Raw genomic sequence first — 15,354 nt, 5'->3', positions numbered from 1 at the left:
CGCCGCGCAGGGGCGACGCGCGCAGAGTTCCGTTGAACGGCCGGGGCGGCATGTGCTGCGGGCGCGGCCAATATGTCCATTCTATGCCGCACTGGCCTCAAGCAACCGAAATGCCTGCTTGCGCAGGCGAGCCCGTCGATACTAGCCGAGCGCCGAGGCCACGAGCCAGCGCTTGAGCAACGGCTGCGCCCCCACGAATGCCATGCCCGTATTGCGCACCGCGCGCGCGAGCGTGCCCGGGAACGAGAAAAGCCGCTGCAGGCCGTCGGTGGCCACGACGAGCTTCTGGATGTCCTCACGGCGGCCGCGTTCGTAGCGGCGCAGCAGCACGATGTCGCCGAGATCGCGAAATGCCTCCTTCTTCGTGACCACGTCGACGAGCGCGGCGACGTCGCGCAAACCGAGGTTCACGCCCTGGCCCGCCAGCGGGTGAATCAGATGCGCGGCGTCGCCGACCAGGGCGACGCGCGGCGCCACGAGCCGGTCGACGGTTTGCAGAGACAGCGGAAAACCGCGCGCGGGCGTGACGCATTCGAGCGCGCCCAGCTGGCTTTGCGAGACGCGCTCGACTTCGGCGGCAAGCTGCGCCGGTTCGAGCTTGAGGAGTTCTTCGGCATGTTCGGTCTGCGCCGACCAGACGAGCGATACGTGCCGATCGGGCAGCGGCAGCAAGGCGACGATCTCGCCCTCGCGGAACCACTGGTACGCCGTTTCGCCGTGTGGCTTTTCCGCGCGGAAGTTGGCGACCACGCCGGTTTGCCGGTAATCGCGCCGCTCGACCGTCGAGCCGATCTGCGCGCGCACCCACGAATGCGCACCGTCCGCGCCGATCGCGAGGTCGGCTTCGATCGTGCGACCATTGGCGAGGCCGATCACGGCCGCGTCGGGTTTCACGTCGAGCGTCTGCGCACGCGTGTCGATCCACGCGAGATTGGGCTGGAAGTGGAGCGCGGCGTCGAGCGCACGCTCGACGATCGACGACTCGGCAATCCAGGCCAGCTGCGCAACCGAGGCCTGATATGCCGAGAAGTGCAACTCCGCCGCGGCGTCGCCGAACACGCGCATGTCGTAGACGGGCGTGAGGCGCGCGGCGTCGGCGGCCTGCCAGACCCGCAGCCGCTCGAACAGCGCCTGCGAGCTGCGCGAAAAGGCATACACGCGCGCGTCGAACACGGCGCCCGCGGGCAGCGGCGCGCAAGGCTGCGCGAGCAGCGCCACGCGCAGGCCGCTCTGGGTCAGCGCGAGCGCCGCCGACTTGCCGACGAGGCCGCCGCCGATCACGGCGACATCAAAGGTCTGGTTGCTTGCAGTCATGCGCGCATTATAGCCGCGGGCGCTTGTGCGGCCGGGCGGGACGGGCGCGGTGTTGCGGCGCAGCAAGACGTTGCGGGAAGACGGCCCGCCAGCGCGGCGACACCCGCGGCTAACCCTCACCCGGACGAGGTTACAATTACGGTTTTCGTGACTCCCCGTCACGTCCCCCGACGTGCCACCTGCGCCGCCCCGCCCGCCGCTTCCGCTTTCGCGAGACGCCCGGCCCCGGGCCTTCGCGCGCGGCGAGCCACACGTCACCACCCTGACATGCAGAGATTTACATGAGCCTCCAATGCGGCATCGTCGGCTTGCCTAACGTCGGCAAGTCCACCCTCTTCAACGCGCTGACCAAGGCGGGCATCGCGGCCGAGAACTACCCGTTCTGCACGATCGAGCCCAACGTCGGCGTGGTAGAAGTGCCGGATCAGCGCCTGAAGGCGCTCGCCGAAATCGTCAAGCCCGAGCGCGTCGTGCCGGCCGTGGTCGAATTCGTCGACATCGCGGGTCTGGTCGCGGGCGCGAGCAAGGGCGAAGGCCTCGGCAACCAGTTCCTCGCGAACATCCGCGAAACCGATGCGATCACGCACGTCGTGCGCTGCTTCGAAGATGAAAACGTGATCCACGTGGCGGGCAAGATCGATCCGCTCGCCGACATCGAAGTCATCAACACCGAACTGGCGCTCGCCGACCTCGCCACCGTCGAGAAGGCGCTCACGCGCTACTCGAAGGCCGCGAAATCGGGCAACGACAAGGAAGCCGCGAAGCTCGTGGCCGTGCTCGAAAAGGTGCGCGCGCAACTCGATCAGGCAAAGCCCGTGCGCGGGCTCGCACTGAGCGACGACGAGCAGGCGCTGATCAAGCCCTTCTGCCTCATCACCGCGAAGAAGACCATGTACGTCGCGAACGTGAAGGAAGACGGGTTCGAGAACAACCCGCATCTGGACGCCGTGCGCAAGTACGCCGAAGGCGAGAATTCGCCGGTCGTGGCCGTGTGCGCCGCGATCGAAGCGGAAATCGCCGACCTCGAAGACGAAGACAAGATCGCGTTCCTCGCCGATATGGGCATGGAAGAGCCGGGCCTCGACCGCGTGATCCGCGCGGGCTTCAAGCTGCTCGGCCTGCAGACCTACTTCACGGCGGGCGTGAAAGAAGTGCGCGCGTGGACGATCCATGTCGGCGATACGGCCCCGCAAGCCGCGGGCGTGATCCACACCGACTTCGAGCGCGGCTTCATCCGCGCGCAGACCATCGCGTTCGACGACTACGTCCAGTACAAGGGCGAAACCGGCGCGAAGGAAGCCGGCAAGATGCGCGCCGAAGGCAAGGAATATGTCGTGCACGACGGCGACGTAATGAACTTCCTGTTCAACGTATAAGCGACACCTTTTTCTACCCGTTTCCAAAAGACACTCTCATGGCCCAATACGTCTTCACCATGAACCGGGTCGGCAAGATCGTGCCGCCCAAGCGCCAGATCCTGAAGGACATCTCGCTGTCGTTCTTCCCCGGCGCCAAGATCGGTCTGCTCGGCCTGAACGGCTCGGGCAAGTCCACGCTCATCAAGATCATGGCCGGCGTCGACAAGGACATCGAAGGCGAAGCCACGCCGATGCCCAATCTGAACATCGGCTACCTGCCGCAGGAACCGCAGCTCGATCCGGAAAAGACCGTGCGCGAAGCGGTCGAGGAAGGTCTGGGCGACGTGTTCAACGCGCAGAAGAAGCTCGACGAGATCTATGCCGCCTACGCCGAACCGGACGCCGACTTCGACGCGCTGGCCGCCGAGCAGGGGAAGTACGAAGCGATCCTCGCGACGACCGACGGCAGCGCGGAACAGCAGATCGAAATCGCCGCCGACGCACTGCGCCTGCCGGCCTGGGACGCGAAGATCGGCAACCTCTCGGGCGGTGAAAAGCGCCGCGTCGCGCTGTGCAAGCTGCTGCTCGAAAAGCCCGACATGCTGCTGCTCGACGAGCCGACCAACCACCTCGACGCCGAATCGGTCGAGTGGCTCGAACAGTTCCTCACGCGCTTCCCGGGCACCGTGGTCGCCGTGACCCACGACCGCTACTTCCTCGACAACGCCGCCGAGTGGATTCTCGAACTCGACCGCGGCCACGGCATTCCCTGGAAGGGCAACTACTCCAGCTGGCTCGACCAGAAGGAAGAGCGCCTGAAGCAGGAAGAAGCGTCGGAATCGGCGCGCCAGAAGGCGATCAAGAAGGAGCTGGAGTGGGTGCGCCAGAACCCGAAGGGCCGCCAGGCGAAGTCGAAGGCGCGTATCGCGCGTTTCGAGGAACTGTCGAGCTCGGAATACCAGAAGCGCAACGAAACGCAGGAAATCTTCATTCCGGCGGGCGAGCGTCTGGGCGACGAAGTCATCGAGTTCAAGAACGTCAGCAAGTCTTATGGCGACCGTCTGCTCATCGACAACCTGAGCTTCAAGATTCCCGCGGGCGCGATCGTCGGCATCATCGGGCCGAACGGCGCCGGTAAATCGACGCTGTTCCGCATGCTCACGGGCAAGGAGCAGCCGGATTCGGGCGAAATCGTGCAAGGCCCGACCGTCAAGCTCGCCTACGTCGATCAGAGCCGCGACGCGCTGGCCGCCAACAAGACCGTGTTCGAGGAAATCTCGGGCGGCGCGGACGTGCTCACGGTGGGCAAGTACGAAACGCCGTCGCGCGCGTACATCGGCCGCTTCAACTTCAAGGGCGGCGATCAGCAGAAGATCGTCGGCAACCTCTCGGGTGGTGAGCGCGGCCGTCTGCACCTGGCCAAGACGCTGATCTCGGGCGGCAACGTCCTGCTGCTCGACGAACCGTCGAACGATCTGGACGTCGAAACGCTGCGCGCGCTCGAAGACGCCCTGCTCGAATTCGCGGGCTCGGTCATGGTGATTTCGCACGATCGCTGGTTCCTCGACCGTATCGCCACGCACATCCTCGCGTTCGAAGGCGACTCGCAGGTCACGTTCTTCGACGGCAACTACCAGGAGTACGAGGCCGACAAGATCAAGCGTCTCGGCGAAGAAGCTGCACGTCCGAAGCGTCTGCGCTACAAGCCGATCAGCCGCTAAGCAGGCGCGATCGATAGCAAACAACGGCGGCCCGCGGGCCGCCGTTGTCGTTCTGGCAGGTTCAAGCACACACGGCATGGCGGTTGCTCGAAAGCCGCTACGCTTAGGCTCACTTGGGGCTTGATCATGCCCAGCTCCCGCGAGGAATTCCGTATGGCGATGCCGCTGCGCAACCGTGTTGTCCTTATCGTGGCGATCGTCGTCGCGCTGCTCGTGCTCGCGGCGCTGGGCACGCTCTACGCGCTGCAGCGCGAGGCAAAGGCGTACGTGGAGCGCGCGCTCGCGCCCGTCGGCACGGCCGCGAGCGTGAACGTGGCGTTCAATCTCTCATCCGTCGAGCTCACCGACGTGCGCCTGAAGCCGCCCCCGAACTGGCCGACTGCCGACACGCTGCGCGCCGCCCGCATCACCATCACGCCCGACTTGCGCGCGCTGATCTCGCACCGCGTGCATATTCGCGACGTCACGGTGAGCGATTTCACGATGACGGTGCTGCGCCGGGAAAGCGGTTCGATCCTGATCCTGCCGAATCTGCGCGAAGCGATGGCGCAAAGCGCCGCGCCCTCGAACGGCGCGCAGGGCGAAAGCAGCCTGCCGCAGCAAAAGGTCATCGACCATATCGGCTTCGAGAACGGCACATTCGACTTCTACGACCGTTCGGTGAGCAATCCGCCGTGGCGCGTCACCGTGAACCGCGCGCAGGCGAGCGTCGACAATGTCCAGTTGCCGGCGCTTACGGAGCCCACCCGCGTTTCGGTCGTGGGCAATGTCGTCGGCCCGGCGCACACAGGACGCGTCACTTTCGACGGCTGGATGCAAATCGCGAATAAGGACTCGCAACTCCGCACGACGCTGCGTGGCGTGGATGTGCGCACGATCGATCCCTATCTGCTTAAAAAGGCCGGCGCGAAGGCCAATGTGACGGGCGGTACACTCGATCTCGATCTCAACTCGACCGTGCGCGGCTATCACCTGCACGCGCCGGGCATCGTCACGCTGCACAACCTGCAACTCTCGGATAGCGGCGACGCGGTGGACACCTTCCTGTCGATCCCGACGCGCGCCGCCGTGGCCGCATTGAAGGCACACAAGGGGGAAATCACGCTGCATTTCGTGCTCGACGGCAACCTGCGCGACCCTAAATTCAAGCTGAACGAAAACCTGATGACGGAGTTGCGCGCAGGGTTTGCGCAGGCGCTCGGGGTGAGCGCGGAAGGGGTGGCGAAGGGCGCCGGGCAAACCGCAAAGGGTATCGCTGACGCGCTGCGCAGTCTGCTGCAGCCGGTGCCGGCGCCCGCTTCGAAATAGCGCGGGACGCCGGCTTTAGCCTGCCTGGATGAGCTGCTTAGACCGGCAAGCCGAGTTCGCGCAGCTTAGCGTCGGTGGTGGCGTTGCTCGTATGGTGCACGCCGTGCCAGCCGAGCGCCGTGGCTGCCAGGGCGTTGTGCGCGTTGTCGTCGATGAAAACGAGTTCCTCGGGCTTCACGCCCGGCAACTGTGCCTCGATGCGGCGGAACATCTCGTGGAAGATCGCCGGATCGGGCTTCACGAGCTTCACGTGGCCCGATACGACGATATCGCGGCAGCGCCGCAGGATGCCAAAGCGCTCCCACGCCCACGGAAACGTCTCGGCCGACCAGTTCGTGAGACCGAAGATCGGCATCCCCGCGGCCTCGAGGCGCTCGAACGTCGCGACGCCGCCGGCGAGCAAGCCGCCGATCATCTCGTGCCAGCGCTCGTAGAACGCGCGAATGAGCGCTTCATGCTCGGGAAACGCCGCGACCAGTTCCTCCGTGCCCACGGCAATGGGCTCGCCGCCGTCCTGGCGGACCACCCAGTCCATCTTGCAGACGTGCGTGAGAAACCAGCGGCGCTCGTCGTCGTTGGGAATCAGCTTGCGATAGAGATACTCGGGACTCCAGTCCACGAGCACCCCGCCGAAATCGAACACCACGGCCTTGATCGTCATGCGCTTCTCGCTCCACTTGATCGTTATCCGATCGTTATCCGATCGTTATCTGATCGTTGTCGGGATGACAGGGAAATCAGATCGGCTGCGTGCGCTTTTCGAGCCACGCGAGCGCATCGCCGCTCACGTGCGGCGCCACGCGCACGCGCACCGTCTGGTGATACGCATTGAGCCACTCGCGCTCGTCCGCACGCAGGAGCGCGAGATCGATGCATCGCGTGTCGATCGGGCAGAGCGTAAGCGTCTCGAAGCTCAGGAACTCGCCGAACCCGGTAGTTTCGGCGCGCTGGTTGAGCACGAGATTCTCGATACGCACGCCCCATTTGCCCGGCCGGTAGATGCCCGGCTCGACCGAGGTGATCATGCCTTCTTCCATCGCGGTCCAGGGCTCGGCCGGCGCGTAGTGCGAAATGACCTGCGGACCTTCGTGCACGTTCAGGAAGTAGCCCACGCCGTGGCCCGTGCCGTGGCCGTAGTCCGCGCCCGCTTCCCAGATCGGAGCGCGCGCAATCGCGTCGAGCATCGGCGAACGAATGCCGCGCGGGAACTTCGCGCGCGAGAGCGCCATCATGCCCTTGAGCACGAGCGTGAAATCGCGCTTTTGTTCCGCACTCGGCGAGCCCACGGGCACGACGCGCGTGATGTCGGTGGTGCCGTCGAGGTACTGGCCCCCCGAGTCGATGAGCAGCAGGCCATCGCCTTCGATCACGCTGTGCGACTCGGGCGTGGCGCGATAGTGCGGCATCGCGCCGTTCGCGTTGAAGCCCGCAATGGTCGCGAACGAGAGCGACTTGAAGCCCGCGCGGCGCGCACGCGCGGCGGAAAGCTTTTCGTCGATGGTCAGCTCGGTGATTCGCTCGTGGCCAAGCGCCGCCTCGAACCACGCGAAGAACTCGGCAAGCGCCGCACCGTCGTGCTCCATGGTCGCGCGCACGTGGTCGGCTTCGGCGGCGGTCTTGCGCGACTTGAAGAACGTGCTCGGATTGACCGATTCCACGAGCTTCACCGCCGACGACACCGCTTGCAGCAAGCCATACGTCACGCGGCGCGGATCGACGAGCAGCGCGGCCTTCGCGGGCAGCGCCGCGAGCGCGGCGGCGGCCTCGGCATACGGCGCGACGCGCACCTTGTCTTTCGCGAGCGACTGCACGAGCGCCTCGCTCACCTTGCCGTCGGCGACGAAGAGCGTCGCGTCGTCCGGCCCGATCAGCGCGTGCGCGACGAACACCGGGTTGTAATTCACGTCCGCGCCGCGCAGGTTGAAGAGCCAGGCGAGGTCGTCGAGCGTCGAGATGAAGTGCCAAAGCGCGCCCTTCTCCTGCATCGCGCGGCGCACCTGATCGAGCTTGCCGGCGCGGCTCGTGTCGGCGTGCGGCGCGACGTGCTCGTACACGGGCTCGAGCGGCAGCGACGGGCGGCCTTGCCAGACATCGTCGAGCAGATCGAGGTCCGTGCGCAGCGCGACGTCACGCGCGTTGAGTGCCTCGGCCAGCGCGCGCGCCGAGGCGACCCCGAGCACCGCGCCATCGACGGCGACCGCGCCGCCCGCACTCACGTTCTGCGCGAGCCAGTCGATGTGGGGCGCGCTCTGCTGGCCGCCCATCATCTTCATGAGCTCGATGCCGGTGCCGGCCAGTTGCTGCTCGGCCTGCACCCAGTAGCGGCTGTCCACCCAGACGCCCGCGAAGTCCTTCGTCACCACGAGCGTGCCCACCGAGCCGGTGAAGCCCGACAGCCACTCGCGCCCCTGCCAGCGGCGCGGCAGGTATTCGGACAGATGGGGATCGGCGGAGGGCACGAGGGCGGCATCGACGCCCGCGCGCGTCATCGCGGCGCGCAGGGCGGCAATGCGTTCGGGAATCGAGGAGGTTTCGGGGAGTCGGGCGTTCATGTTTTCACCTGCGAAGAATTCGAAGCGGAAGATGGGAATCTAGCCAAAGGCGGCGCGTTTGAGGACCGGCTGCGCGCGACTAGCTGCGCCGGGCGCGCAATGCTACGCACACGCCCACGAAAACGAGCGCGAGCGCCGTGCAAAGCGGCCACTGGAGCAATTCGCCATCGTAGAAAAGGCCGGTCGCACTGCCCGCCGCGTTCGCGAGCGCCGCGCCGAGCGCGCCGGCCACAGCCGCCAGCGCGAGTCCGTGACGTGCGGCGCGGCGCAAGGGATGGAGCCACCACCCCGCACAGCCCACCGCCAGACCAAGAATAACGATACCGGGCCAGCCCATTAAGGACTTGTCCTATAGGTTTTCGGATAAGTCCGATAGGACCGCCGAAGCACGAGAGCTAGCATTTATAGCCTGATTAGACTCTATTGAAACTGGAAAACGGTCGGCTCGGCGCGTCCCGCGTAGCGGTTGAGTGTAGGGGGCGGGATTGCGCAAGGCAAGCGCGTCCGGGCTGCCCTAGCCGCACTCTCTCGTATGCGAATCGCCCTCGTCGAACCGGACACCCGTCAGGCCGAAACCCTCATCCGCCTGCTCATTGCGGGCGGGCACGCGTGCCACCACTTCCCGCTTGGCGCACAACTCTTCGAAACTCTCGAACAGGAAACCTTCGATCTGCTGATCACAGCATGGTGGTGCGGCGACGCCGGCGCAGACGACCTCATCCCCCAGGCGCGCAAGCTGCTGCCGGGTTTGCCCGCGATCGCGCTGATGCTCGCGCCGCATGAAAGCGAAATCGTCGCGAGTTTGCAGGCCGGCGCGGATGACTGCATCGCCAAGCCGGTGCGCGGCCCTGAAATGCTCGCGCGCATCGACGCGCTCCTGCGCCGCGCCGGCGTGCGCCGGCCGCGCAACCGCGCCCGCCACGGCTTTGGCGAGTATCTTTTCGATTCCGGGCGCTACGAGGTGTCGTTTCGGGGTCACACCGTCACGCTCACGCCCAAGGAATACCGTTTCGCGCTGCTGCTCTTCACCAATGCATCGCGCCCCGTTTCGCGGGCGCGCATTCTCGAAACCGTCTGGAATCTGAACCGCGACGTTCGGTCGCGCACGCTCGACACGCACGCCTCCCGACTGCGCAGCAAATTGCAGCTCGGGCCCGAGCACGGCTGGCGTTTGACCACTTTGTACGGCTATGGCTACCAGCTCGAAAGGCTCCCCCTATCACCTACCGGAGTGTCGGACTCTGTCGGCGCGAATATCGGAAGCGAGGAAAAGTTATAATATCCGCCTAAATCTCGCCCCCATGGTATGCAGCTTCTAACGATCGGAATCAATCACCACACCGCGCCCGTCGCCTTGCGCGAACGCGTGGCGTTTCCGCTCGAACAGATCAAGCCCGCACTCGCCCTGTTCAAGGAAGCGTGGTCCGGGAAGCGTTCGCTGAGCGCGCCGGAAGCCGCCATTCTCTCCACCTGCAACCGCACCGAGCTCTACTGCGCGACCGACGCGCACGGCTCGCGCGACCAGGCCGTGAGCTGGCTCTCCCGGTACCATGGCATCCGCGAAGAGGAACTTGCGCCGCACGTCTATACGCTGCCGCAGTCCGAAGCGGTACGTCATGCATTCCGGGTGGCTTCGGGGCTCGATTCGATGGTGCTGGGCGAGACGCAGATCGTCGGCCAGATGAAGACCGCGGTACGCACCGCGACCGAGGCCGGCGCGCTCGGCACCTATTTGAACCAGTTGTTCCAGCGCACCTTCGCCGTGGCGAAGGAAGTGCGCAGCACGACCGAGATCGGCGCGCAGTCGGTGTCGATGGCCGCCGCCGCCGTACGCCTCGCGCAGCGTATCTTCGACAAGATCGCCAACCAGCGCGTGCTCTTCATCGGCGCGGGCGAGATGATCGAGCTGTGCGCCGCGCACTTCGCCGCGCAGCAGCCGCGCGAACTCGTGATCGCAAACCGTACCGCCGAGCGCGGGCGCTATGTTGCGGAGCGCTTCGGCGGCCGTTCCATTCCGCTCTCCGATCTGCCAGCACGCATGCACGAGTTCGACATCATCGTCTCGTGCACGGCGTCCACGCTGCCCATCATCGGACTCGGCGCAGTGGAGCGTGCCGTGAAGGCGCGCCGTCACCGCCCCATTTTCATGGTCGACCTCGCGGTGCCCCGCGACATCGAGCCCGAAGTCGCCCAGCTCGAAGACGTCTTCCTCTATACCGTCGACGATCTTGGCACGATCGTGCGCGAAGGCAATGCCTCGCGCCAGGCCGCCGTCGCGCAGGCCGAGACCATCATCGAGTCGCGCGTGGCGAACTTCATGCAGTGGCTCGACTCGCGCAGCATCGTGCCGGTCATCCGCCACATGCACACCCAGGCCGACGCGCTGCGTCGCGCCGAGCTCGAACGCGCCCGCAAGATGCTTGCACGCGGCGACGATCCGTCGGCCGTGCTCGAAGCGCTGTCGCAGGCGCTCACCAACAAGCTGATCCACGGCCCGACGCACGCGCTCAACACGTCGAGCGGCGATCAGCGCGATTCGCTCATCGAGCTGATGGGCGGCTTTTACCGCCACGGCCAGCCGGCCCGGACAGACGACGTCGCGCAGCCCGCGGCGGAGGTCGCCGCCTCGCCGCGCTCCGCCGGCTCTTCTGATTCGTCCAATTCGTCCGATTCCTCCGGTAGTTCGGACCGTTAGCGACGTTCGCGGTCGGGCGCGCGCCATGCGTGCCCTGCACGACCGGGCCGCGCGCCCGCCTCTTCTCTCTCGCAGTCCTATCCGGAGCCCGCTCCGCACCGCCCGATGAAAACGAGCATGCAATCGAAGCTCGACCAGCTGACTACGCGCCTGGCCGAGCTGAACGACCTGTTGAGCCGTCCCGACGTGACCTCGAACCGCGACCAGTACCGCAAGCTCACACGCGAGCACTCGGAACTGGGGCCCGTGGTCGAACACTACGGACAGTGGCGTCAGGCCAAAGACGACGAGGCCGCGGCGAAGGATCTGCTCTCCGACGCCTCGATGCGCGACTTCGCCGAAGAAGAGGTGAAAGCGTCGCGCGAGCGCATGGCGCAACTCCAGCACGAATTGCAGATGATGCTGCTGCCGAAGGACCCCAACGACGACCGCAACGTGTTCCTCGAAATCCGCGCGGGCACGGGCGGCGACGAGTCGGCCCTGTTCGCGGGCGACCTGCTGCGCATGTACCTGCGCTACGCGGAGCGCAACCGCTGGCAGATCGAGATGATGTCGGCGAGCGAGTCGGATCTGGGCGGCTACAAGGAGGTGATCGTGCGCATTGCGGGCGAGGCGGCGTACTCGAAGCTCAAGTTCGAGTCGGGCGGCCACCGCGTGCAACGCGTGCCCGCCACCGAAACGCAGGGCCGCATCCATACGTCGGCCTGTACGGTCGCGGTGATGCCGGAAGCCGACGAAATCGGCGAAGTCGAGATCAATCCCGCCGACCTGCGCATCGACACCTTCCGTGCCTCGGGCGCGGGCGGCCAGCACATCAACAAGACCGATTCGGCCGTGCGCGTGACGCACCTTCCGACCGGCATCGTCGTGGAGTGCCAGGACGACCGCTCGCAGCACAAGAACAAGGACCGCGCGCTCAAGGTCCTCGCCGCGCGCATCAAGGACAAGCAGTACCAGGAGCAGCACGCCAAGGAAGCGGCGACGCGCAAGAGCCTCGTAGGCTCGGGCGACCGCTCGGAGCGCATCCGCACCTACAACTTCCCGCAGGGGCGGCTCACCGATCACCGCATCAATCTCACGCTCTATCGCCTCGAAGCGATCATGGACGGCGACCTCGACGAACTGATCGGCGCGCTCGTCTCCGAGCATCAGGCAGAGCAGCTCGCGTCGCTCGGCGACGCGGATTGAGCGCGCAAGAGACATGAGCGAAGCCGTTACCGCCGAGGCGTTGCTGCGCGCCACGCCGCTGCCCGCGCTAGAAGCGCGCATTCTGCTGATGCACGTACTCGGCTGGCGCCGCACGGAACTCATCACGCGCGGCGATCAGACGCTCGACGCGGCCCGCGTGGACGCGTACCGCGCGCTAGAAGCGCGCCGCGTGCAAGGCGAGCCGATCGCGCAGCTCGTGGGGGCGCGCGAGTTCTACGGCCTCGACTTCGACGTGACGCCCGACGTGCTGATTCCGCGCCCCGATACCGAGCTGCTCGTGGAAACGGCGCTCGCGGCGCTCGAAGGCATTGCTCTGCCGCGCGTGCTCGACCTCGGCACCGGCAGCGGCGCGATTGCCGTGGCGCTCGCCTCGTCACGCCCCGATGCGCGTGTCTGGGCCGTCGATCGTTCGGCGGCCGCGCTCGAGGTGGCGGCGCGCAACGCCGCGAAGCTACTCGACGCCCAGCGTCCCGGCGGCCCGCTCGCGTTCGTGCCGGGCAGCTGGTACGACACGCTCGATGCGGCACTGCGATTCGACGCGATCGTGAGCAATCCACCGTATATCGCGAGCGGCGATCCCCATCTGGAACGAGGCGACCTGCGCTTCGAGCCGCGCGGCGCGCTCACCGACGAAGCCGACGGCCTCACCGCCCTGCGCGCGATCGTCGCGGGCGCACCTGCCCGGCTCGCGCCGGCTGGCGTGCTCTGGATGGAGCACGGCTACGACCAGGCGGCCGCCGTTCGGGCGTTGCTGGAAGACGCCGGTTTCAAGGACGTGCGCTCCGAGCGCGATCTGGCCGGCATCGAGCGCATCAGCGGGGGCCGTCTACCGTAGCCGCCCGACCAGGCACGCTCCCGGCAACGCCGGGCTTGCACGGGCGAAATCCGCTATCATTTCATCCTGCATTCCAACGTATTCAGCATCAATTCAATCGCAAGGTCAGTCATGGACACCCAACAACGCATCAAGCAGATCGTCGACGAAAACGCCGTCGTCCTCTTCATGAAGGGCAACGCGCAGTTCCCGATGTGCGGCTTCTCCGGTCGCGCGGTGCAGATCCTGAAAGCCTGCGGCGTCGATCAGTTCAAGACCGTCAACGTGCTCGAGGACGACGAAGTCCGCCAGGGCATCAAGGAATTCTCGAACTGGCCGACCATCCCGCAACTCTACGTGAAGGGTGAGTTCATCGGCGGCTCGGACATCATGATGGAGATGTACCAGAACGGCGAGCTGCAGCAGCTTTTCGCCGCGGCGTAAGCGCCAGCCACGGGGCGGCATGGGACGCATAGCGTTGCGCCTGTTCCGTCCCGAGCGCTCGGTGCGCCGCGCCGACGCGCTTTCACGAGGCGCCTTCGCCTCGATCTCACCTCGCCTTCGCTCCGACTCCCGCCTGACGTGAATACCGCCGCCCCTGCCTCGTCCGCTATCGCACAACTGCCGCAACGCCGGCTGATCGTCGCGATCACGGGGGCCACGGGCGCGATCTACGGCGTGCGCACGCTCGACATGCTGCGACGGCTCGGCGGCGTCGAAACGCATCTGCTCGTTTCGGCGGCAGGCTGGCTCAACATCCAGCACGAACTGCAACTCAGCAAGGACGATCTGCACGCACGCGCCGATGTCGTGCATTCCGTGCGCGACGTCGGCGCGACCATCGCGTCGGGCTCGTTCGCGACCGACGGCATGATCGTCGCGCCCTGCTCGATGAAGACGCTCGCGAGCGTCGCTCACGGTCTCTCAGACAATCTGATCGCGCGCGCCGCCGACGTCACGCTGAAGGAACGCCGCCGTCTCGTGCTGCTCGTGCGCGAAACGCCGTTCAACCTCGCGCATCTGCGCAACATGACGGCCGTGACCGAAATGGGCGGCGTGATCTTCCCGCCGTTGCCCGCTTTCTACAACCAGCCGGCTTCGATCGACGAGATGATCGATCACACGGTCGCGCGCGTGCTCGATCTGTTCGCGCTCGGGCCCGCGCTCTCGCCCGCCTGGCCGGGGTTGCGCGGCACCGACGAATAAGTGCCGGGCGCACATTCGCGCAGCGCGCCGATTATCAATATTGGCGACACAATCAATTCCCTTTCGCCCGGTTTAATTCGCTACGGTAGGGTCATATATTGATGGCAATACGATACTTTCGGCCCGCCCCGGCGCGTTCAGCCCACGATCATGACAACCCGCACACCTAGCCTCTTCCTCTCGCACGGCGCTCCTACGCTGCCGATCGACCCGTCGCTGCCCTCTGGCGGCTTCATCGTGCTCTCGGAGCATTTGCCGCGTCCGCAGTCGGTGCTCATGCTCTCGGCCCATTGGGGCACGATGCGCCCCGTGGTCAGCACCGCCACGCAGCCTGAGACGATCCACGACTTCTACGGCTTTCCGCGCGCGCTCTACGAGATCCAGTACCCGGCGCCCGGAGCGCCCGAGATGGCGCAGCGCGCAGCGGCGCTGCTGCGCGATCAAGGCGTGCCTGTCGACGAGGAAGCGCACGGCCTCGATCATGGCGCGTGGGTGCCCATGCTGCTGATGTTCCCCGACGCGAACGTGCCCGTCGCCCAGCTTTCGATCCAGCCGCGCGCCGACGCCGCCCATCACTTCTCGCTTGGCCGTGCGCTGCGCTCGCTGCGCGACGAAGGCGTGATGGTGATCGGCTCGGGCCAGATCACCCACAACCTGCGCGAGGCGGACTTCTCGGCGCGGCCGGAAGACGCCGATCCGCGCGTGGCCGAGTTCACGCAATGGTTCGAAAATCACCTCGCCGCGCGCGACATCGACGCGTTGCTCGATTACCGCCAGCGCGCCCCGCACGCGGTGCTCATGCACCCGACCGACGAGCACCTGCTGCCCGTCTTCGCGGCGCTTGGCGCCGCCGACGACGACTACACGCTCGGCGTGCAGTCGCTTGGCACCTACCAGCGCGCGCTCGCGATGACGAACTACGTATTCGGCAGCGCCGCCGTGCAATAAGGCCGCCGCGAGCCGCCACGCCGGCTCCGCTTGCGCTCCAAAAGCAAAAAAGCCCGCCTGAATCGCTTCAGGCGGGCTTTTTGTATTGCGCGACGTTTAGATGATGCTTAGTGCGCGCCGATGCCCTCGAGGACTTCGTCGTGCTCCTGGCGTTCCGCGAGGTACGGCGAGCGATAGCCCGAATTCACGCCCCAGTAATAGAACACGAGCGAGACCAGCGCGACGACCA

14 protein-coding genes are annotated in these 15,354 nt (G+C 66.2%); 10 read left to right on the top strand and 4 right to left on the bottom strand.

Features of this window, described 5'->3' with window-relative positions; all coding sequences use genetic code 11:
• Nucleotides 1–141 precede the first annotated feature (141 nt).
• On the bottom strand, nt 142–1,314 hold the full coding sequence (locus tag ACOJB8_RS37810; RefSeq protein WP_069269189.1) for a UbiH/UbiF family hydroxylase: 1,173 nt from the start codon (nt 1,312–1,314) through the stop codon (nt 142–144).
• Between the two features lie 281 nt (nt 1,315–1,595).
• Here ACOJB8_RS37810 and ychF point away from each other — a divergent pair, with 281 nt between their 5' ends.
• From ychF to ACOJB8_RS37795, 3 genes are all read left to right on the top strand, one after another.
• Complete coding sequence (gene ychF, locus ACOJB8_RS37805; RefSeq protein WP_069269177.1) at nt 1,596–2,690, top strand: redox-regulated ATPase YchF; 1,095 nt, start codon at nt 1,596–1,598, stop codon at nt 2,688–2,690.
• Between the two features lie 38 nt (nt 2,691–2,728).
• Nucleotides 2,729–4,393: an energy-dependent translational throttle protein EttA gene (ettA, locus tag ACOJB8_RS37800; protein WP_475017236.1), complete on the top strand. Its 1,665-nt coding sequence runs from the start codon at nt 2,729–2,731 to the stop codon at nt 4,391–4,393.
• Between the two features lie 153 nt (nt 4,394–4,546).
• On the top strand, nt 4,547–5,701 hold the full coding sequence (locus ACOJB8_RS37795; RefSeq protein WP_406953866.1) for a DUF748 domain-containing protein: 1,155 nt from the start codon (nt 4,547–4,549) through the stop codon (nt 5,699–5,701).
• A 37-nt stretch (nt 5,702–5,738) separates the two neighbouring features.
• Here ACOJB8_RS37795 and ACOJB8_RS37790 read toward each other — a convergent pair whose 3' ends face one another.
• From ACOJB8_RS37790 to ACOJB8_RS37780, 3 genes are all read right to left on the bottom strand, one after another.
• Nucleotides 5,739–6,362: an HAD family hydrolase gene (locus tag ACOJB8_RS37790; protein ID WP_368661848.1), complete on the bottom strand. Its 624-nt coding sequence runs from the start codon at nt 6,360–6,362 to the stop codon at nt 5,739–5,741.
• A gap of 76 nt (nt 6,363–6,438) precedes the next feature.
• Nucleotides 6,439–8,253 (bottom strand): aminopeptidase P family protein, encoded by a 1,815-nt coding sequence (locus ACOJB8_RS37785; protein ID WP_368661849.1) that lies wholly within the window; start codon nt 8,251–8,253, stop codon nt 6,439–6,441.
• Between the two features lie 79 nt (nt 8,254–8,332).
• Complete coding sequence (locus tag ACOJB8_RS37780) at nt 8,333–8,590, bottom strand: hypothetical protein (protein ID WP_069269182.1); 258 nt, start codon at nt 8,588–8,590, stop codon at nt 8,333–8,335.
• Nucleotides 8,591–8,785: 195 nt separating this feature from the next.
• Here ACOJB8_RS37780 and ACOJB8_RS37775 point away from each other — a divergent pair, with 195 nt between their 5' ends.
• The 7 genes from ACOJB8_RS37775 (at nt 8,786) to ACOJB8_RS37745 (ending at nt 15,125) form a co-directional block, all read left to right on the top strand.
• Nucleotides 8,786–9,532, top strand: coding sequence for a response regulator transcription factor (locus ACOJB8_RS37775; protein WP_475017233.1), 747 nt, complete (start codon nt 8,786–8,788; stop codon nt 9,530–9,532).
• A gap of 27 nt (nt 9,533–9,559) precedes the next feature.
• Nucleotides 9,560–10,948, top strand: a complete 1,389-nt coding sequence (gene hemA / locus ACOJB8_RS37770) for a glutamyl-tRNA reductase (RefSeq protein ID WP_475017232.1) — start codon at nt 9,560–9,562, stop codon at nt 10,946–10,948.
• A 105-nt stretch (nt 10,949–11,053) separates the two neighbouring features.
• Nucleotides 11,054–12,136, top strand: a complete 1,083-nt coding sequence (gene prfA / locus ACOJB8_RS37765; RefSeq protein WP_069269184.1) for a peptide chain release factor 1 — start codon at nt 11,054–11,056, stop codon at nt 12,134–12,136.
• 13 nt (nt 12,137–12,149) lie between these two features.
• Nucleotides 12,150–12,992, top strand: coding sequence for a peptide chain release factor N(5)-glutamine methyltransferase (gene prmC, locus ACOJB8_RS37760; protein WP_368729934.1), 843 nt, complete (start codon nt 12,150–12,152; stop codon nt 12,990–12,992).
• 111 nt (nt 12,993–13,103) lie between these two features.
• Entirely contained in the window at nt 13,104–13,415 is a 312-nt protein-coding gene (grxD, locus tag ACOJB8_RS37755; protein WP_028214777.1) for a Grx4 family monothiol glutaredoxin, read from the top strand.
• A gap of 138 nt (nt 13,416–13,553) precedes the next feature.
• Nucleotides 13,554–14,177, top strand: a complete 624-nt coding sequence (locus ACOJB8_RS37750; protein WP_368606801.1) for a UbiX family flavin prenyltransferase — start codon at nt 13,554–13,556, stop codon at nt 14,175–14,177.
• Between the two features lie 150 nt (nt 14,178–14,327).
• On the top strand, nt 14,328–15,125 hold the full coding sequence (locus tag ACOJB8_RS37745) for a DODA-type extradiol aromatic ring-opening family dioxygenase (RefSeq protein ID WP_475017229.1): 798 nt from the start codon (nt 14,328–14,330) through the stop codon (nt 15,123–15,125).
• Nucleotides 15,126–15,354: the final 229 nt, after the last annotated feature.

It is taken from the genome of Paraburkholderia sp. BR10141 (assembly GCF_056155635.1).
This window is presented reverse-complemented; position numbering and strand designations above follow the sequence as displayed.

What these genes read in the sequence shown, in the direction of transcription:
- ACOJB8_RS37810 (WP_069269189.1), bottom strand. Translation starts at nt 1,314, where the DNA reads ATGACTGCAAGCAACCAGACCTTTGATGTCGCCGTGATCGGCGGCGGC.
- ychF (WP_069269177.1), top strand. Translation starts at nt 1,596, where the DNA reads ATGAGCCTCCAATGCGGCATCGTCGGCTTGCCTAACGTCGGCAAGTCC.
- ettA (WP_475017236.1), top strand. Translation starts at nt 2,729, where the DNA reads ATGGCCCAATACGTCTTCACCATGAACCGGGTCGGCAAGATCGTGCCG.
- ACOJB8_RS37795 (WP_406953866.1), top strand. Translation starts at nt 4,547, where the DNA reads ATGGCGATGCCGCTGCGCAACCGTGTTGTCCTTATCGTGGCGATCGTC.
- ACOJB8_RS37790 (WP_368661848.1), bottom strand. Translation starts at nt 6,362, where the DNA reads ATGACGATCAAGGCCGTGGTGTTCGATTTCGGCGGGGTGCTCGTGGAC.
- ACOJB8_RS37785 (WP_368661849.1), bottom strand. Translation starts at nt 8,253, where the DNA reads ATGAACGCCCGACTCCCCGAAACCTCCTCGATTCCCGAACGCATTGCC.
- ACOJB8_RS37780 (WP_069269182.1), bottom strand. Translation starts at nt 8,590, where the DNA reads ATGGGCTGGCCCGGTATCGTTATTCTTGGTCTGGCGGTGGGCTGTGCG.
- ACOJB8_RS37775 (WP_475017233.1), top strand. Translation starts at nt 8,786, where the DNA reads ATGCGAATCGCCCTCGTCGAACCGGACACCCGTCAGGCCGAAACCCTC.
- hemA (WP_475017232.1), top strand. Translation starts at nt 9,560, where the DNA reads ATGCAGCTTCTAACGATCGGAATCAATCACCACACCGCGCCCGTCGCC.
- prfA (WP_069269184.1), top strand. Translation starts at nt 11,054, where the DNA reads ATGAAAACGAGCATGCAATCGAAGCTCGACCAGCTGACTACGCGCCTG.
- prmC (WP_368729934.1), top strand. Translation starts at nt 12,150, where the DNA reads ATGAGCGAAGCCGTTACCGCCGAGGCGTTGCTGCGCGCCACGCCGCTG.
- grxD (WP_028214777.1), top strand. Translation starts at nt 13,104, where the DNA reads ATGGACACCCAACAACGCATCAAGCAGATCGTCGACGAAAACGCCGTC.
- ACOJB8_RS37745 (WP_475017229.1), top strand. Translation starts at nt 14,328, where the DNA reads ATGACAACCCGCACACCTAGCCTCTTCCTCTCGCACGGCGCTCCTACG.